We start from the raw sequence: 17,570 nt of genomic DNA, 5'->3' as shown, positions 1-17,570 counted from the left end.
TTATTGTCGACAGAAAACCCGCCACGATACCCCAAAGATCAGGCGCTCGAAGCAGCAACCGCAGCCTCATCAATTAACGCGGCCACCTCGGCGGGCTTGGTTGCCAGCGAAGCGTGGCTGGTCGCCAAGGTAATCGTGCCCCGGGGTTTGAGCCTTGCCGCCATCAGCCGCTGGTTTTCAGGATGGATCATCCGGTCGTCGCTGGACACTTGATACCAGGACGGCTTCTTCTTCCAGGCCGGCGCCGTGACCGTATCGCCAAACGTGCTGGCAAGCGGTGCCTTTTGCGTCACCGCCATCACCAACGCCTCATCGGCAGGCAGGTCCTGGCAGAAGCTCTCATGGTATTTATCCTGTTTGACCCACAGGTACCCGTCGCTGTCAGGCTCAAGGTTCGCTGCGGCCTGGGGCAGGTTGCGCTGGGTGATTTCGCCCGGGCTCTCCCCGGCATCCGGGGCGAAGGCCGCTATATAGACCAACCCGATGACATCGGGTTGGTCGCCCGCTTCGGTAATGACCGCGCCACCATACGAATGCCCCACCAGCAGTACTGGCCCTTTTTGCTGGGCAATCATTTTGCGCGTACGTTCAGCATCGTCGGCCAGTGAGGTCAGCGGCATCTCGACCGCCCGTATGGCCGTATAACCCTTGCGATTCAGCTCAACAATCACTTTGCTCCAGTGCGCCGCACCACCCCAAAACCCGTGCACAAGCACAATCGTCGGTTTATTACTCATTGCTGGAACTCCGCTGTCAGTGAAGAGGATCCGCAGAGTGGAGCAGTGTCGAGCCGTCCAACCATGACTTCAGGCACCCGACTGCAGACGTTTTTGGGTGTATTCATTAAAGCTCAACTACGTACGATTGCATGCGGCGCGAACCGGCCACCTGACTGCACATTCCCAACCGGTAAAAAATCGCTACAAACCCTACCAATCATCGTCTTACAGCCTTTATTTAAAGGCTCTCTATCGTTTTCTGATCCATACTCCTAAAATGTAACGGCATTTGTCACAAAACCCGTTTACCAACGGTATTTCCTTACTTTTTAGCGAGTTCATCCGCGTGAAAATTCGTCTCTCTATCGCCAGCCTATTTTTTGTTTTTACAGGCACCTTCGCCCACGCCGCCGAAACCACCCAGGCGCCGCGTGACACGTCCAAACTGCAAATCGCCTCCGGCAGCGCCATGCTGGTGGACTTGCAGACCAACAAGGTCATCTACTCCAGCAACCCCGACGTGGTGGTGCCTATCGCCTCGGTGAGCAAGCTGATGACTGGCCTGGTGGTGCTGGAAGCCAAGCAGAACATGGACGAATACATCGACATCAACATCAAGGACACGCCGGAAATGAAAGGCGTGTTCTCCCGCGTGAAGATCGGCAGCGAAATGCCGCGTAAAGAAATGCTGCTGATCGCCCTGATGTCCTCGGAAAACCGCGCTGCCGCCAGCCTGGCCCACCACTACCCGGGCGGCTACCCGGCGTTTATCGCGGCAATGAACGCCAAGGCCAAGGCGCTGGGTATGACCAGCACCCACTATGTCGAGCCCACCGGCCTGTCGATCCACAACGTGTCCACCGCCCGTGACCTCAGCAAGCTGCTGGCCGCCGCGCGTCATTACCCGTTGCTCAGCCAGTTGAGCACCACCAAGGAAAAGACGGTGTCGTTCCGCAAACCCAACTACACCTTGGGTTTCTCCAACACCGACCACCTGATCAACCGTGCCAACTGGGACATCAAGCTGACCAAGACCGGCTTCACCAACCAGGCCGGCCACTGCCTGGTGCTGGTGACCAGCATGGGTAACCGTCCGGTGTCGCTGGTGATCCTCGATGCGTTCGGCAAATTCACCCACTTCGCCGATGCAAGCCGGATTCGCAATTGGGTCGAGACCGGCAAGAGCGGTTCGGTGCCCGATGTAGCATTGCGCTACAAGGCCGACAAGAACCTGAAGAACCGCCCGAATGCGGCGGAAGTGCGCCGCTAAAAGAATGTGAGAGCTGCTTTGTGTGGGAGCGGGCTTGCTCGCGAATGCGATGGGTCAGTTGAAATACCTGTTACTGACACACCGCATTCGCGAGCAAGCCCGCTCCCACACAAAGCCCGCTCGCCTATGAGATCTCGGGGGTTGCCTGTTACTTGGTTTCCGCCAACACCTTAAGCGCCTGCGCTGCCGCCCGCTCCTGCCCGGCCTGGGCCGTGGCGTTCGCCGCCTCACGCCAGCGCTGCGCATCGACCTTGGCCGGCAACTGACTTGGCCGCTGGGTGAGGATCGCCCAACGCCCGGCGCTCTTCCACTTCGATTCAAACTCACTGAAGCTCATCAACAGGCGCCGGTCCATCCCGGAGCGCAGCAACACCGTGCTTTTCTGCTGATTGAAGCCCACCACGACCACGTACCGTGCGTCAGACCACAGGCTCCCGCCAATCCGCGCCATCACCGGGTAACCGGCTGCAACCTGTGCCAGCACCGCCGTCAACTGGGGATCCAGCGGATACACCATCAGCCCGTACTCACGCGCCAGCACCTGCATGTTGCGCTCCAGGTCCGCCTCGCCGCCCGGCAGGCGCAGTGGCTTATCCAACAAGCCCGGTGTCATGACAATGCCTTGTTGCGACAGCATGCTGGCTAATGCCGCAGGGCCACTTTGATAAGCCTCGCTGCGAAAGGTCGGCACGCCATTGAGCTCGACCCGCTCCGGCAGGCCCGGCAGTTTCGAGGGGCTGCCGGAACAGGCCGCAAGCCCGAGGGCGCAGGCCAGCAACAACGATGTTTTCACGTTCGACCGTAACCGCAATTTTTTACTCTCTTGATCAACTGCCGGTAAGGGTCCTGATCATAGGGCGCTGCGCCACGCGGGTATAGCCTCAAGTGTCAGTAAAGGGCCTGGGATAGAGCAAAGAAGTTGGACAGACTCGACCATTGGTCAATAGCAGGCAACCGCCAGGTAGCTAGACTGTCCATTGAGAAGACTGTGTATGCCCCATCGGGGCGAAAGGAGGCCCGTATGAGCCTTGCAACAACGATTTTCATGTTGGTCTGCGGTTGGCTGGCAGTAGCCGGCGCCATGTTGTGGGGGGTGTTGCGCATCACGCGCCGCCACCATCACCCCCACGTCGTAAAACCGGCCAAGCCCCTCAAGGCCGCCGTGCATCACGCCTAGCCGGGCATGCAGTTGAAGTCCTGGGTCGCCGCGACTTCCTTGCCGTGCTCATCCATCAGGGATGCGCGCACGGTGGTGCCCAGGCTCGACTCCACCAGGGTGTAGTGCTCACCCGCCTTGAAATCCTTGTACTCGACCCGGCCCTGGCAGTCCTGCTGGTTGTCGTCGCCAGGTTCCTCTTCGTACAGCGTCACATCCAACCGGTGGGCACCCGGCGGCACTTCAAAAAAGCGCCCGTCATCCACACGCTTGCCATCCAGGCGCTCGGCCATCAGGTCATTCGGCGCCTCTTCCTTCAAACCAATCCACGCCTCGCTCGGGTCCGCCTTCGGGATCGGGCCGGCGCACGCCGACAACAACAAGACGGCGCCAAGGGCGGGAATCAACAACAAAGGTTTCAGTGACATGGCAGGGCTCCAAAAAAAGGACGACGTGTCCAATGGGGCACAAGCTTGGAGAGCGACCCTTTGTAGAACAAATGAATACATATGAAACGATCTTCAGGCCCTCCCTAAATGTTCCTTCACCTGGCTGAAAGGTGCGTGTTAGGTGGGTCGGGCAAGACTGCCGGGGTTTGCAATCCTGCTCCAATGGAGGTTCACGCATGCTCGGGCTGGTAAAGACCGCACTGCACAAGCCGTACACGTTTATCGTGTTGGCTATATTCATCTGCATCATCGGGCCGATGGCGGCCCTGCGAACCCCCACGGATGTCTTCCCCGATATCGGCATCCCCGTGGTCGCCGTGGTCTGGCAGTACAACGGCTTGTCGCCGGATGCCATGGCCGGGCGGGTGATCTACACCTATGAACGCTCCCTGAGCACCACCGTCAACGACATCGAACATATCGAATCGCAATCGCTGCCTGGCATGGGCATCGTCAAAATCTTCTTCCAGCCCGGCGTGGACATCCGCACCGCCAACGCCCAAGTGACGGCCGTGTCACAAACCGTGCTCAAGCAAATGCCGCCGGGTATCACACCGCCGCTGATCCTAAACTACAGCGCCTCCACGGTGCCGATCCTGCAACTGGCGTTCTCCAGCCCGAGCCTGTCGGAAGCGAAGATCCGCGACCTGGTGCAGAACAATATCCGCCTGCCGTTAAGCGCCCTGCCCGGCCTGGCCATGCCCACGCCCATGGGCGGCAAGCAGCGCCAGATCACCCTCGACCTCGACCCGCAGGCGCTCGCCGCCAAAGGCTTGTCGGCCCAGGACGTGGGCAACGCCCTGGCCCTGCAAAACCAGATCATCCCGGTGGGCACCGCCAAACTCGGCCCCAACGAATACACGATCCTGCTCAACAACAGCCCCAAGGCGATTGATGAGCTCAACGACCTGCCGATCAAGACCGTGGATGGCGCGCTGATCACCATCGGCCAAGTAGCCCATGTGCGTGACGGCTCACCGCCGCAAACCAACATCGTGCGCGTCGACGGCCACCGCGCCGTGCTGATGCCGGCGCTGAAAAACGGCAGCATCTCCACCCTGTCGATCATCGACGGCATCCGCCAGATGCTGCCGCGCATCGACGAGACCCTGCCGCCGTCCCTGAAGACCTCGCTGCTGGGCGACGCCTCGGTGTTCGTCAAGCAATCGGTGGGCAGCGTGGCCCAGGAAGGCATCATCGCCGCCCTGCTGACCAGTGCGATGATCCTGCTGTTCCTCGGCAGTTGGCGTTCGACGCTGATTATCGCCGCGTCGATTCCCCTGGCCGTGCTGTCGGCCATCGCACTGCTCGCCGTCAGCGGGCAAACCCTCAACGTGATGACCCTCGGCGGGCTGGCGCTGGCGGTGGGGATCTTGGTGGACGACGCCACCGTGACCATCGAAAACATCAACTGGCACCTGGAACAAGGCAAGTCGGTAAAAGCCGCAATCCTCGACGGCGCCGCACAAATTGTCGGCCCGGCGTTCGTCTCGCTGCTGTGCATCTGCATCGTCTTCGTGCCGATGTTCATGCTGCAAGGCATTGCCGGTTACCTGTTCCGCCCCATGGCACTGGCGGTGATCTTTGCCATGGCCAGTTCGTTCATCCTCTCGCGCACCCTGGTGCCGACGCTGGCGATGTTCCTGCTCAAGCCGCACACGCCGGAGCAAGGCGCCGGGCATCACCCGGAAGATGAATTCATCAACCACCACGAGGGCGAGCAGCACGCCAAACCGCGGCATGCCGCGCTGCAAGCGGTGCTGAATTTCCAGCAGGGTTTCGAGCGCCATTTCTCGAATATCCGCGACACCTACCACGGCCTGCTGCTGTTGGCGCTGGGCAAGCGCAAGCGCTTTATCGTCGGTTTCCTCGCCTGCGTGCTCGCGTCGTTCCTGTTGCTGCCGAGCCTGGGCCAGGATTTTTTCCCCGCCACCGACGCCGGCGCCCTGGCCCTTCACGTGCGTTTGCCCTTGGGCACGCGCATCGAAGAAAGCGCCGCCGCCTTCGACCGCATCGAAGCGCGGATTCGTGAAGTGATCCCCAGCGCTGAACTCGACACCATCGTCGATAACATCGGCATTCCCCTCAGCGGCATCGACATGGCCTACAGCAGCAGCGGCACCATTGGCCCGCAGGATGGCGACATCCAGGTCACCCTGAAAAAGGACCACGCGCCCACCGCCGACTACGTGAAAAAACTGCGTGAAGCGCTGCCGCACAGTTTCCCCGGCAGTCACTTCGCGTTCCTGCCCGCAGACATCAGCAGCCAGATCCTCAACTTCGGCGCCCCGGCCCCGCTGGACGTGAAAATCTCCGGGCGCAACGATGCAGAAAACCGTGCCTATGCCGTGGAGCTGGAACGTCGCCTGCAACACGTCCCCGGCATCGCCGACCTGCGCATCCAGCAGTCCACCGGCTACCCGTCGCTGCAAGTCAATGTCGACCGCCTGCGCGCCAACGGCCTGGGCATCACCGAACGCGACGTGACCAACAGCATGGTTGCATCCCTGGCCGGCAGTTCGCAGACGGCGCCGACCTTCTGGCTCAACCCGGCCAACGGCGTGTCGTACTCCATCGTCGCGGCGACCCCGCAATACCGCCTCGACAGCCTGCCGTCGCTGGAAGCCCTGCCGGTGACCGGCGCCGACGGCCAGTCGCAGATCCTCGGCGGCGTGGCGAGTATTTCCCGGGTGCAAAGCCCAGCGGTGGTGACCCACTACAACATCGAGCCGACCCTGGACCTGTACGCCAACGTGCAAGGCCGCGACCTCGGTGGCGTAGCGCGCGACGTGCAAAAAGTGCTGGATGACACCGCCGCCATGCGCCCCAAAGGCGCGACCATCAGCCTGCATGGGCAGATCGACGCCTTGCATGAAGCCTTCAGTGGCTTGAGCCTGGGCCTGCTCGGCGCCGTGGTGCTGATCTACCTGCTGATCGTGGTCAACTTCCAGTCGTGGGCCGACCCGTTCGTGATCATCACCGCCCTGCCGGCCGCACTCGCGGGCATCGTGTGGATGCTCTTCCTCAGCGGCACCTCGCTGTCGGTGCCGGCGCTCACCGGCGCCATCCTATGCATGGGCGTGGCCACCGCCAACTCGATCCTGGTGGTGAGCTTCTGCCGTGAACGCCTGGCCGAGCATGGCGATGCACTCAAGGCCGCAATGGAAGCCGGCTACACGCGCTTCCGTCCGGTGTGCATGACCGCCCTGGCGATGATCATCGGCATGTTGCCGCTGGCCCTTTCCGAAGAACAAAACGCGCCTCTCGGCCGGGCGGTAATCGGTGGCTTGATCTTCGCCACCGTCGCCACCCTGTTGTTTGTCCCCGTGGTCTTCAGCCTGGTCCACGGCCGTCACCCTACTCGCGCAGTTGCCGGAGAAACCCCACATGTCGTCTGATCACAAACCCTCGCGCAAGCGTCTGATGCTCCTGGGTGTCGGCGGCCTGACCCTGGCCGCCCTGCTGGTCGCCAACGGCCTGCATGCCCGCACATTGCATGAACAATCCGTCACCGCTTGGACGGAAACCGCCGCCATCCCGCACGTGCTGGTGTTCCAACCGCAACAGAACGCCGCCGGCGATACCCTGCGCTTGCCCGCGCACCTGGAAGCCTGGAGCAAGGCGCCGATCCATGCACGGGTCAGCGGCTACTTGAAAGACTGGAAAGCCGACATCGGCACCCAAGTCAAAGCCGGGCAAATCCTCGCCGACATCGACAGCCCGGACCTCGACCAGCAACTGGCGCAAACCCACGCCCGGCTGATTCAGGAACAGGCCAACGCACGCCTGGCCGAAACCACCGCAACGCGCTGGCAAAACCTGTTGGCCAGCCACTCGGTGTCACGCCAGGAGGCCGATGAAAAAACCTCCAACGCCGCCGCCGCAAAAGCCAACGCCGAAGCCGCCGCTGCCGACTATGCGCGCTTGTCGGCGCTGGCCGGCTACAAGACGATCCGCGCCCCGTTCGCCGGCACCATCACCGCGCGCAACACCGATATCGGCCAGTTGATAAAGGCTGACACCGACAGCGACCCGGAGCTGTTCAACCTCGCCGATACCCACCAGTTGCGCCTGTACGTGCCGGTGCCGCAAAACTACGCGGCCGTCATCCACCCGGGCCTGGAAGCCGAGCTGACCGTGCCCGAACATCCTGGTGAACACTTCAAGGCCCGCCTGATCGGCGACTCCACCGCCATCGACCGGCGCTCCGGCACCCTGCTCGCGCAGTTCGTCGCCGACAACCCCAAAGGCGAATTGTTGCCCGGTGATTACGCCGAAGCGACCTTGCCGATTCCAGCCGACACCCATGGCGTCAGCATCCCCGCCAGCGCCCTGATCTTCCGTGCCCAGGGCACGCAAGTCGCCGTGCTCGACGGGCATAACCACGTGCACCTGCAAAGCATCCATATCGGCCTCGACCTCGGCGAACGCCTGGTGATCGACCAGGGCCTCAAGCCCGCCGACCGCGTGATCGACAACCCGCCCGACGCCCTGCGCGAAGGTGACCCGGTGCAGTTGGCCGACGCCTCGGGAGGTGCCCATGCGCCCAAGGCTTAAACCCTTCGCGGCCCTGATATTGCTGGCCCTGCAAGGGTGCTCCATGGCACCCACCTACCAGGTACCCAGCGTTGACCTGCCCGCTGGCTATCGCGAACAGACCAGCGACGGCCCGTGGCACAGCGCGCAACCGTCCGATCAACTGGCGCCCGAATGGTGGACGCTCTACAACGACCCGCGCCTGAGTGGACTGCAACAGCAACTGCTCAAGGCCAACCCGGACCTGGCCGCGGCGCTGGCGCACTTCGACGCATCCCAGGCGTATGCCAGCCAACTGCATGCCGGGTTGTTCCCGCAAATCAATGCCAGTGCGCAGCCGCTGCGCCAACGCCAATCGGACTCGCGGCCCCTGCGCGGCACCACGCAACCGTCGGTCTACAACAGCAACACCGCAGGGTTTTCCCTGAGCTACGACCTGGACCTGTGGGGCAAAATCCGCAACCAGGTCGCGGCGGGCGATGCCCAGGCGCAAGCGGCCGGCGACGACTTGGCGGTGGCGCGCTTGAGCTTGCAACAGCAATTGGCGAGCTTGTATGTGCAGCTCAACGGGCTGGATGCGCAGGCGCGGATTCTCGAGGGTTCACTGGAGGATTATCGCCAGGCGCTGCAACTGACGCGCAGCCGCTACGAGGGCCAGATCGCCTCCGAACTGGACCTCACCCGCGCGCAAAACCAGCTGGCTGAAGCCAAGGCGCAATGGGATGACGTGCGCGGGCAACGCAACCTGAGCGAACATGCGATTGGCGAACTGGTGGGCGTGGCGGCCAGCACCTTCAGCCTGGCGCCGAGTGCGCAGCTGCTCGCACTACCGGGCATTCCTGCGCAGCTGCCGAGCCACCTGCTGCAACGTCGCCCGGACATTGCAGCAGCAGAGCGGCGCGTGTTTGCGGCCAACGCCAACATCGGCGTGGCCAAGGCGGCGTGGTACCCGGACTTCAGCTTGACCGGGTTGATCGGCGGGCAGACGCAAGGCGTCGGCAACCTGCTGTCGGCGAGTAACCGCTATTGGGCGCTGGGGCCGCTGGTCAACCTGCCCATCTTCGATGGCGGACGCTTGAGCGCCAATGAACGCCAGGCCAAGGCCGAATTCGAAGAAGCCTCGGCGCAGTACCGCAGCCATGTACTGAAAGCCGTGCGCGAAGTAGAGGACAACCTCGCCCAACTGCGCGACTTGCAGCAGCAAGCCGAGGATGAACAGGCGGCGGCAGATGCGGCGCAGCACACCCAGACCTTGGCGATGAACAGCTACCAGGCGGGCGCTGTGAGTTACCTGGACGTGGTGACGGCGCAGACCGCCGCCCTGCAGGCGCAACGGACCTTGCAGGCCGTGCAGACGCGGCAGTTGCAGGCGAGTGTCGGCTTAGTGGCCGCGCTGGGAGGTGGCTGGCAACGAGACTGACGACACGCCCTCACCGCCGTCGCCCTTGCCACCCACCGGGGCGGTGGAGGACTATGCCACTACGCACAGGACAGGTTAGCGGTGAGGGATCAGTGGCAAAGTATTCAGAGTTGGCCCGTTTACTGCGCAGCAGAATAGAAATGGGCATGTACCAGGCGGGGCAACGCCTTCCCTCTGTGCGCATGTTGAGCGCAGAACACGGCGTCAGCCTGGGCACCGTGCAACAGGCGTATCGCTTGCTGGAAGAAGAAGGCCTGGCATCACCCGCGCCCAAGTCCGGCCACTTCGTCACCCGCCGGCAGAACCTGCACCTATTGCCCACCATGCGCGCAATCGAAAAAAACCCCCTCGATATCCTCGAGTGGGATGAAATCTACAAGGTGACCACCAGCACCCCGGACGAACGGGTGCTGCAACTGGGCAGAGGCATGCCCCACGTTGACACACCGACCTTGAAGCCCCTGATGAAAAGCCTGAGCCACGAAGCCAAACGCTGGCAAAAGGACGGGCTCAACTATGAAAACATCAAAGGCAACCTGGAACTAAGGACGCAAGTCAGCCGCTTGATTATCGACTCCGGCTGCCTGGTCGACCCCGAAGAAATCATCATCACCACCGGCTGCCAGGAAGCCCTGATGTGCTCCATACGGGCCATTTGCAGCCAGGGGGATATTGTTGTCGTCGAGTCACCGAGCTTTCACGGGGCGATACAGACCCTCAAAGTCTGCGGCATCAAAGTCATTGAAGTGCCCACTCACCCGCTGACGGGCATCTGCCTGGAATCACTGGAACTGATCGCGCAGCGCTGGCCGATCCGCGCGGTGCTGGTCAACCCGAACTGCAACAACCCGCTGGGTTATGTGATGCCGGATGAACGCAAGGAAACCCTGGTAGAACTGTCCAGGACCTTCGGCTTTTTTATCATCGAAGATGACACCTACGGCGACCTCACGTACCCGTACCCGCGCCCCAAAACCATCAAGTCCCTGGACACCGAGGGCAAGATCATCCTGTGTGGGTCGTTCTCAAAAACACTCGCGCCCGGGCTGCGGGTAGGCTGGGTCGTGCCCGGGAAAATCTACGACAAAGTGCTGCATATCAAATACACCAGCTCCGGCGCCACGGCCACCGCGAACCAACGCGCCATTGCCGAGTTCATGGGCAAGGGCTTGTACCAGATCCATCTGCGGCGCATGCGCGCCAACTACAAGGCCAACCGCGAGTTGATGACCAGTTGGATCTCCAAATACTTCAACCCGAGCATTCGGATCAGCCGGCCCCAGGGCGGGTATTTCTTGTGGATGGAGCTCCCGGACGGCGTGTCGGCCTATGAGCTCAGCGACTACCTGATGCAACACAACATACAAATTGCCACCGGGAAAATATTCTCCTCTTCCGGCAAGTATGAAAACTGCATCCGCATCAACTATGGCGGCGCGCTTGATGAGCGGGTGGAGGAAGCGATCAAGATGATCGGCAAACGGGTGCTGGACCTGAGCGTTTCCAACATGCTGCGCTAGTGCCTCAACGACAAACAGGCCGGTGACGGCCTGCCTGCCTCAGCGCATCGGTGTCAGTCTTCAGAAAAACGAATGGCGTAGACGCGTTCCGGACCAGGGCCTGGCTGGTCCGCCCCCCTCACCCAACCGGTTGACTCGTACAACTGAACCGCCTCTTTGTAGCGTGCCCGGGTTTTCAGGAAAATCTCGTTGTACCCCAGTTGCCGTGCCGTCGAGACCGCCGCCTGGAGCATCGCCACACCGGCACCGAAACCACGGTAGTCCTTGTCCAGGTAGTACTTGGTGAGCTTCACCCGGCCATCGTCGCCCCCCGTGAGGATGGCGGACCCCACCGGCACATCACCAAACACCGTGACCAGCTCCACGACATTCGCCTTGGGTACACCAAAGCACATGATGTCGCGGTCATCATCGTCAGGGTCTGCCGCGATGCCGTACTCCACGAAGGTCTTGAATACCATTTTCCGGATGGCGATAGCGTCTTCGAGTCTTGCGCTGCGAATCACGAAGTTTTGTTTTTTTACGTAAATCATCTCGCTCATGGGTACCAAGCCTCAACTTCAATGTCCGAGAGCGGCACCAGCACACAGGGCAAGATTGCGTTGTGCCCTCTTTCCTTTTCCGTGAGCGCAAGCATGGGTGCCCACTCGCTGTACTCACCAGAGACAAACTTCACCTGACATGCACCGCACCGCCCCTGCCGGCAACGGGTACGCACCAGGCCGATTTTTTCACAGGCGTTGACCAGGGAAAAAACGTCGCTGGCGATGGGCTCACGCTGCCCTGCGCACGCGAGCGTGAAATTATTGGCGGTCATCGTTGGTCCATTCCCATTCCAGGCTGTCGTAGAGTTTCATCAAGCCGCGATTGTTGTTCGTGAACTCGACCCCGCGCTGCAGCTCTACTGCGTTGTCTACCACTGCCGCCCGCACGCCATCGAGTGAGGGTCGCGCGAGTTGATCGATCACCGTGATCCAGGCATTGAGATCGGCCCGGAAGAAGTTCTTCGCGACCAGTTCGACGGTTTCCTTGAACACCTGCTTTCCATCTTTAGAGAGCTGCCAATAGACATCCCGCGCCAACACCGCAAACTGTGAGCCATGGCTCCACTCATCCTTGGCATGGGCATTGACCGCCGCGAGAAACATCGGCTGGATCGACGTCGCGTTCGCCAGCAGGTCCAGGTAATCGGTGATGTGGTTCTCTGTGCAACAGGCCGTAGCGATACGCGCAATGCGCCGCTTCCATTCGCTATCGAGCCCATGGATATAGGCATTCATGACATTCACCAAGTGAAAGTCCGCAGGAAACAACGCAAGTTGCCGGTTGGCCCGCACCTCATCACAGGTGAGCACTGCCAGCAGCGTGTGATAGCCCTCGTCAGTCATCGCCTCCGCCATTGAGCGTGCCATCTCGGGGCCGACACTGTTGTCTTGCCGCGAACGAATGACTTCGATACAGGCCGGCGTGACTAAATCAGTTTCAATAAAGATGGTGTTGCTCTGATAGATAATCCACCCGGCAGAGAGCAAGTCGTTCTTATCTTGAGGTTCCAGGGCGCGCCACGCGTCGAACGACGAGAAAGGCACCATCGCCTCCAGAAAGTCTGGCGCATGCATATCAAACGCAAGACTGGTAATACCTTTAAAGCGCATGACTTCGGCGTCAAACGACCAACTTTGGCTGATGCGCTCAATCACTTCCCGTGAATAATCGCGGGTTTCAATATCCATTCCACTATGACGCGACATGCTCAGCCCCTTGCGCCGTGAATTCCAAAAACAACATATCTCGCGACGCGATACCGTCGTCTGCCGTGTTCATTTGACTGACGCTGTGATAAACCTTGGAATCATCAAAGATCACCAGGTCGCCATAGCGCTGGAGGGTAAAACTTTCGAGCAAGGCCTTGTCGTTGTCATAGATGGAATTTTCTGCACCGGTGCAATTGTCCGTGCGGTTGACGCAAAACAAACTGGAAAACGTAACACCGTCCTTATGTATACCTTCCGGTGTCGGGAAACCGGCAACACCGCGCGACGATGTAATTCTCACTTGGTGCAAATAGACCTGCCACACCGCCACATCCTTATAGCGGGTAAAGATCGCCACATAATCGCGAATCATGCGTTTTATGAACGGGTGCGTCGCAATGTAGGGGGTGATCGGTTCAAAGTATCGATCCACGCCGCCATTCAAGGTATTCGTGTACTTGTCCTGAAAGAACGGCCGATGCGGAAGTATGCCGATTTCATCGTTAAGCACACTGTAGCGAAGTTCGGTAAAGCGCCGCCGACGGTATTTGCCGCCGTCCGCCATAAACTCATCCGGCGGCAAGCTGTCCCACGTCTGCAGGAACGCTCTCCAGTCAGCGGAACGATGGGCCAGCGTCACGAAGTAGTTGAAATAGTTGCCCACCCAATACCCGCTGTGCCTGAGTTGCTGCTCGATCAGATCAGAGGTGCTTTGCACAGTGGACAATGAACGGGCTGCAGAGCCTTCATACTTCATAGATTGATATCCTTCAATGGATGGTAGAGAACCCTAATGCCGCACCAAAAAATACGAAGAACACAGCGACTACTTTGGAACCGATTCTACTGGCGGAGGGCGACGTCAACTTCGACGCGATCCTGGTAGCCACTACGGCGTAACAGGAAAGAATCGAAAACTTTATCAGTGCGCTGATAACCACAAGAAACGCAAAGAACTGAAGATCGGGCGTGCCACTTTTTTCGAACTGCGGCAGCAGCGCGGTAAAGTACACCAGCGCCTTTGGATTACTGATACCGATCAAAAAGGACTGGGCCCACTGGCGCGTCAAGGCGGGCGCCCTGACAACCGGTGCATCAGGACTTGCAGCAGTCATGATCGCGCGGCTTTTCTTGAACGCACCCACCCCCAGATAAACAAGATAGGCCGCACCGGCCAGTTTCAAGGCATTAAACATCGACGGATGTTCTGCAAAAAAAGTGGCAATACCCAGTGACGAGATCAAGCCCATGATCAAGATGGCAAATACATCCCCGGTCAATACGCCAATCGCTTTCAGTGGCCCATACTTGATTGAGTTATTCACCAAAAATACCGTTGACGGCCCTGGCGAACCGGCCTGCACCATCGTAATCAGAATGAACGACAACCACGCATAGATAGTCATTATTAAACCCCGGACACATACAACTGGACGAATAGGTTTTCCGGTACTTGCATTAAGACGTGCCCAACGCAACTCAACGAATAAGCTATTGTTAACGCTACTTGGCACTTAATTAAGATCCAGAAAAACCACTTCTTTGATGCACAGTTGAACGCCCGGCCATCTGTATGGTGGTTTTCTCCAGCATCTGTACCAGAGCAGGCAGGCGATATTTTTCAGAAGGGGAAAGACGCAAAAACCGGCGCTAGGCGCCGGTTCTGTGTGTGCGCGGACGCGCCCAGGTGGCGCCTCCGTGAGTGAAGAAAAACCGTGTCAGGCAGCCATCTGGCGCCCCGCTATCGCGGCAGAGGCGGCGACCATCGCGCGCAACAACACCGCACAGCCCGCCGCCAGATCATCCGGCGCGGCGTTTTCGATTTCGTTATGGCTGATGCCCCCTTCACACGGCACAAAGATCATCCCCGCCGGGCCCAACTCGGCGACGAAGATCGCGTCGTGCCCTGCCCCGCTGACAATGTCCATGTTCGACAGGCCCAGGCCGTTCGCTGCATCGCGCACGGCGTCCACACAGCCTTTGTCAAAGTACAGCGGCGGGAAGTCCGCCGTTGGCTCCATTTCAAAGCTCAAGCCATGCTTGGCGCAGGTCTCATCGATCACCTTGCGCACCTGGGCAATCATCGAATCCAACCGCGCCGGCTCCAGGTGACGGAAATCCAGGGTCATGCGCACCTCACCGGGGATTACATTACGCGAGCCAGGATAGGCTTGCAGGCAGCCCACCGTGCCACACGCATGGGGCTGATGCCCCAGCGCCGCCGCATTCACGGCCGCCACCACGGCGGCTGCGCCCACCAGGGCATCCTTGCGCAGGTGCATCGGCGTCGGCCCCGCGTGGGCTTCGACGCCGCGCAGTTTCAGGTCAAACCACTTCTGGCCCAGTGCGCCCAATACCACGCCGATGGTCTTTTTCTCGTCCTCAAGAATCGGCCCCTGTTCGATATGCGCTTCAAAATACGCGCCGACCTTGTGCCCGCTCTCCGCCCGTGTACCGGCGTAGCCAATCGCGTTCAACGCATCGCCTACCGAGACGCCATCGGCATCGACCTTGGCCAGGGTATCCGCCAGGCTGAATTTCTCGGCAAACACCCCCGAACCCATCATGCACGGCGGAAAGCGCGAGCCTTCTTCGTTGGTCCATACCACCACTTCCAGCGGCGCCTCGGTTTCCAGCTGGAGGTCGTTGAGGGTGCGCAGCACTTCCACACCGGCAAGCACGCCAAAGCAGCCGTCAAATTTTCCGCCCGTGGGTTGGGTGTCGATATGGCTGCCGGTCATCACCGGTGGCAGGTCGGGGTTGCGCCCGGGGCGGCGGGCGAAGATGTTGCCGATGCCGTCGATGGTCACGGTGCAACCGGCGGCTTCGCACCACTGCACGAACAGGTCGCGGGCCTGGCGGTCGAGGTCGGTGAGGGCCAGGCGGCACACACCGCCCTTGGGTGTGGCGCCGAGTTTGGCGAGGTCCATCAGGGACTGCCACAAACGGTCGCGATTGATGTGCTGATGGGTGGATTGCAGAACGTCGAGGGCAGCGTTCATGGGGATCTCCTCAGGCTATATTTTTATGGTTTCAACTGGCGGAACTCGGTCAAAACTGTGGGAGCGGGCTTGCTCGCGAATGCGGTCTTTCAGGCAACATTTTCGGTGACTGATACACCGCCTTCGCGAGCAAGCCCGCTCCCACAGTTGGATTGCAATTCAACTTTTAACCGCGACTGGGCTGACTCTGCGCTTGGCGTTAAGGGCGTAATACAACACCCCACCCAACGCCGAACCGGTAAACCAGCCATAGCTGTAGAACCAGCTGAACGCATCACTGCCCAGGGACAACAACGTCAGCACCACCGGCACGCCAAAGGCGATAAACCCGCTCCAGTTCCACGCCGGGTACACGTCATCGCGGTACAGGCCGGCCAGGTCCAGTTGTTGTTTGCGGGTGATGAAATAGTCCACCACCATGATCCCGGCAATCGGCCCCAGCAGGCTGGAGTAACCGAGCAACCAGTTGGAATAGACGGTCTCCAGGCTCACATCGGAAACGATCAAACCAAGCTTTTTCAGCAACTCATGCCCCATCAGCACCAGCCCCACCAACCCGGTGAGGATCACCGCCGTGGTGCGGTTGATCAGCTTCGGCGCGATGTTCTGGAAGTCATTGGTCGGCGAGACAATGTTCGCCGCCGTGTTGGTGGACAAGGTGGCGATGATGATCAACAGCATCGCAATGGCCACCCACACCGGGCTCTGGATATGCCCGATCAAGGTCACCGGGTCGGACACGCTCACCCCCACCAGTTTCACCGACGCGGCCGTCATGATCACGCCCAGTGCAGCGAACAGGAACATGGTCAGCGGCAGGCCGAAAATCTGCCCGAGGATCTGGTCCTTCTGGCTTTTCGCGTAGCGGCTGAAGTCGGGAATATTCAGCGACAAGGTGGCCCAGAACCCCACCATCGCAGTCAGGCCGGCCATGAAGTAACCGGTGAGGCTCGCCCCCTCCGGGCGTTTTGGCGGGATCGCCATCAACTCGCTGAGGGACACGTTCGGCATCGCCCACACCAGCAGACCAATCCCCACCGCCACCAGCAGCGGCGCCGACAGGGTTTCCAGGCGCTTGATCGACTCGGCGCCACGCAGCACCACCCACAAATTCAGGCACCAGAAAATCATGAAGCCAATCACTTCACCGGTGCCACCAAGGGACTTCCAGCCCTCGAAAATCGAGCCCAGAAACAAGTGAATAGCCAGCCCGCCAAACATCGTCTGGATACCAAACCAGCCGCACGCCACCAGCGCACGAATCAGGCACGGCACGTTGGAACCGAGAATGCCGAACGACGAACGCAACAGCACCGGAAACGGAATGCCGTACTTGGTCCCGGGAAACGCGTTAAGGGTCAGCGGGATCAACACCACGATATTGGCCAGCAGAATGGCCATCAGCGCCTCCCCCACCGACAAGCCGAAGTACGCGGTGAGCACCCCGCCCAGCGTATAGGTGGGCACGCAGATCGACATACCGACCCACAGCGCGGTGATGTGCCACTTGTTCCAGGTTCGTTCATGCACCTTGGTCGGTGCCATGTCGTGGTTGTAGCGGGGGCTGTCGAGGACGTCGGGGCCGGCGTCGAGTTCGTACAGGCCGTTGCGTTCAATGACTTGCGATCTGTTCTGTTGCATGGCCGCTCCACGGTTTTTTCGAATTATTGTTGCTCATCCAACGCTTGGCGCTGGATGGCCGGAGTACCTCGTAAACAACATGACATCACGGGTCCGGCCAGCC

General features: G+C 60.3%; 16 protein-coding genes. 6 read left to right on the top strand and 10 right to left on the bottom strand.

What is annotated here, in order from left to right; translation table 11 throughout:
- Positions 1-38: 38 nt before the first annotated feature.
- Positions 39-737 (bottom strand): alpha/beta hydrolase, encoded by a 699-nt coding sequence (locus DBR46_RS26525; protein ID WP_124528851.1) that lies wholly within the window; start codon positions 735-737, stop codon positions 39-41.
- A gap of 328 nt (positions 738-1,065) precedes the next feature.
- On the opposite strand from DBR46_RS26525, the gene pbpG reads away from it, so the two are divergent.
- On the top strand, positions 1,066-1,989 hold the full coding sequence (gene pbpG, locus DBR46_RS26520; RefSeq protein ID WP_124528849.1) for a D-alanyl-D-alanine endopeptidase: 924 nt from the start codon (positions 1,066-1,068) through the stop codon (positions 1,987-1,989).
- A 148-nt stretch (positions 1,990-2,137) separates the two neighbouring features.
- Here the strand turns inward: pbpG and DBR46_RS26515 are convergent, their stop codons facing one another.
- Positions 2,138-2,800: a peptidase C39 family protein gene (locus DBR46_RS26515; protein WP_124528847.1), complete on the bottom strand. Its 663-nt coding sequence runs from the start codon at positions 2,798-2,800 to the stop codon at positions 2,138-2,140.
- 210 nt (positions 2,801-3,010) lie between these two features.
- Here DBR46_RS26515 and DBR46_RS30380 point away from each other — a divergent pair, with 210 nt between their 5' ends.
- On the top strand, positions 3,011-3,166 hold the full coding sequence (locus DBR46_RS30380; RefSeq protein WP_177414128.1) for a hypothetical protein: 156 nt from the start codon (positions 3,011-3,013) through the stop codon (positions 3,164-3,166).
- Here the strand turns inward: DBR46_RS30380 and DBR46_RS26510 are convergent.
- Positions 3,163-3,573, bottom strand: coding sequence for a hypothetical protein (locus DBR46_RS26510; RefSeq protein WP_124528845.1), 411 nt, complete (start codon positions 3,571-3,573; stop codon positions 3,163-3,165). The two genes, DBR46_RS30380 and DBR46_RS26510, sit on opposite strands and share 4 nt — an antisense overlap.
- A 197-nt stretch (positions 3,574-3,770) precedes the next feature.
- On the opposite strand from DBR46_RS26510, the gene DBR46_RS26505 reads away from it, so the two are divergent.
- The 4 genes from DBR46_RS26505 (at position 3,771) to DBR46_RS26490 (ending at position 11,070) form a co-directional block, all read left to right on the top strand.
- A complete protein-coding gene (locus DBR46_RS26505; protein ID WP_124528843.1) occupies positions 3,771-6,992 on the top strand; it encodes an efflux RND transporter permease subunit in 3,222 nt (1,073 codons plus the stop codon).
- The gene (locus DBR46_RS26500) at positions 6,982-8,151 is read left to right on the top strand and encodes an efflux RND transporter periplasmic adaptor subunit (protein ID WP_124528842.1); all 1,170 of its coding nucleotides are present in this window, start codon (positions 6,982-6,984) and stop codon (positions 8,149-8,151) included. Before DBR46_RS26505 ends, DBR46_RS26500 begins: the two co-directional genes overlap by 11 nt.
- The gene (locus tag DBR46_RS26495; RefSeq protein ID WP_124528840.1) at positions 8,135-9,550 is read left to right on the top strand and encodes an efflux transporter outer membrane subunit; all 1,416 of its coding nucleotides are present in this window, start codon (positions 8,135-8,137) and stop codon (positions 9,548-9,550) included. The genes DBR46_RS26500 and DBR46_RS26495 overlap by 17 nt, the downstream gene beginning before the upstream one ends.
- Positions 9,551-9,642: 92 nt before the next feature.
- Positions 9,643-11,070 (top strand): PLP-dependent aminotransferase family protein, encoded by a 1,428-nt coding sequence (locus DBR46_RS26490; protein WP_256659399.1) that lies wholly within the window; start codon positions 9,643-9,645, stop codon positions 11,068-11,070.
- A gap of 53 nt (positions 11,071-11,123) precedes the next feature.
- On the opposite strand, the gene DBR46_RS26485 is transcribed toward DBR46_RS26490, so the two are convergent.
- From DBR46_RS26485 to DBR46_RS26455, 7 genes are all read right to left on the bottom strand, one after another.
- On the bottom strand, positions 11,124-11,612 hold the full coding sequence (locus tag DBR46_RS26485; protein WP_124528836.1) for a GNAT family N-acetyltransferase: 489 nt from the start codon (positions 11,610-11,612) through the stop codon (positions 11,124-11,126).
- A complete protein-coding gene (locus tag DBR46_RS26480) occupies positions 11,609-11,887 on the bottom strand; it encodes a 2Fe-2S iron-sulfur cluster binding domain-containing protein (protein WP_124528835.1) in 279 nt (92 codons plus the stop codon). Before DBR46_RS26480 ends, DBR46_RS26485 begins: the two co-directional genes overlap by 4 nt.
- Positions 11,874-12,821 (bottom strand): diiron oxygenase, encoded by a 948-nt coding sequence (locus DBR46_RS26475; protein ID WP_124528833.1) that lies wholly within the window; start codon positions 12,819-12,821, stop codon positions 11,874-11,876. The genes DBR46_RS26480 and DBR46_RS26475 overlap by 14 nt, the downstream gene beginning before the upstream one ends.
- Positions 12,808-13,581, bottom strand: a complete 774-nt coding sequence (locus DBR46_RS26470) for a 2OG-Fe dioxygenase family protein (RefSeq protein ID WP_124528831.1) — start codon at positions 13,579-13,581, stop codon at positions 12,808-12,810. Before DBR46_RS26470 ends, DBR46_RS26475 begins: the two co-directional genes overlap by 14 nt.
- Positions 13,582-13,594: 13 nt before the next feature.
- Entirely contained in the window at positions 13,595-14,230 is a 636-nt protein-coding gene (locus tag DBR46_RS26465; protein WP_124528829.1) for a LysE family translocator, read from the bottom strand.
- 312 nt (positions 14,231-14,542) lie between these two features.
- The gene (locus DBR46_RS26460; protein ID WP_124528827.1) at positions 14,543-15,826 is read right to left on the bottom strand and encodes a Zn-dependent hydrolase; all 1,284 of its coding nucleotides are present in this window, start codon (positions 15,824-15,826) and stop codon (positions 14,543-14,545) included.
- Positions 15,827-15,985: 159 nt separating this feature from the next.
- On the bottom strand, positions 15,986-17,467 hold the full coding sequence (locus DBR46_RS26455) for an NCS1 family nucleobase:cation symporter-1 (RefSeq protein ID WP_124528825.1): 1,482 nt from the start codon (positions 17,465-17,467) through the stop codon (positions 15,986-15,988).
- Positions 17,468-17,570: the final 103 nt, after the last annotated feature.

The sequence above is a fragment of the Pseudomonas sp. KBW05 genome (assembly GCF_003852405.1).
Taxonomy (GTDB): domain Bacteria; phylum Pseudomonadota; class Gammaproteobacteria; order Pseudomonadales; family Pseudomonadaceae; genus Aquipseudomonas.
Note: the sequence above shows the minus strand (reverse complement) of the source record. Positions and strands in the feature narration are given on the sequence as shown.

Bases quoted from the DNA above. Each gene is read 5' to 3' on its own strand.
- DBR46_RS26495 (WP_124528840.1), top strand. From the start codon at position 8,135: ATGCGCCCAAGGCTTAAACCCTTCGCGGCCCTGATATTGCTGGCCCTG.
- DBR46_RS26480 (WP_124528835.1), bottom strand. From the start codon at position 11,887: ATGACCGCCAATAATTTCACGCTCGCGTGCGCAGGGCAGCGTGAGCCC.
- DBR46_RS26510 (WP_124528845.1), bottom strand. From the start codon at position 3,573: ATGTCACTGAAACCTTTGTTGTTGATTCCCGCCCTTGGCGCCGTCTTG.
- DBR46_RS26465 (WP_124528829.1), bottom strand. From the start codon at position 14,230: ATGACTATCTATGCGTGGTTGTCGTTCATTCTGATTACGATGGTGCAG.
- DBR46_RS26500 (WP_124528842.1), top strand. From the start codon at position 6,982: ATGTCGTCTGATCACAAACCCTCGCGCAAGCGTCTGATGCTCCTGGGT.
- DBR46_RS30380 (WP_177414128.1), top strand. From the start codon at position 3,011: ATGAGCCTTGCAACAACGATTTTCATGTTGGTCTGCGGTTGGCTGGCA.
- DBR46_RS26475 (WP_124528833.1), bottom strand. From the start codon at position 12,821: ATGTCGCGTCATAGTGGAATGGATATTGAAACCCGCGATTATTCACGG.
- DBR46_RS26470 (WP_124528831.1), bottom strand. From the start codon at position 13,581: ATGAAGTATGAAGGCTCTGCAGCCCGTTCATTGTCCACTGTGCAAAGC.
- DBR46_RS26485 (WP_124528836.1), bottom strand. From the start codon at position 11,612: ATGAGCGAGATGATTTACGTAAAAAAACAAAACTTCGTGATTCGCAGC.
- DBR46_RS26460 (WP_124528827.1), bottom strand. From the start codon at position 15,826: ATGAACGCTGCCCTCGACGTTCTGCAATCCACCCATCAGCACATCAAT.
- DBR46_RS26525 (WP_124528851.1), bottom strand. From the start codon at position 737: ATGAGTAATAAACCGACGATTGTGCTTGTGCACGGGTTTTGGGGTGGT.
- DBR46_RS26455 (WP_124528825.1), bottom strand. From the start codon at position 17,467: ATGCAACAGAACAGATCGCAAGTCATTGAACGCAACGGCCTGTACGAA.
- DBR46_RS26505 (WP_124528843.1), top strand. From the start codon at position 3,771: ATGCTCGGGCTGGTAAAGACCGCACTGCACAAGCCGTACACGTTTATC.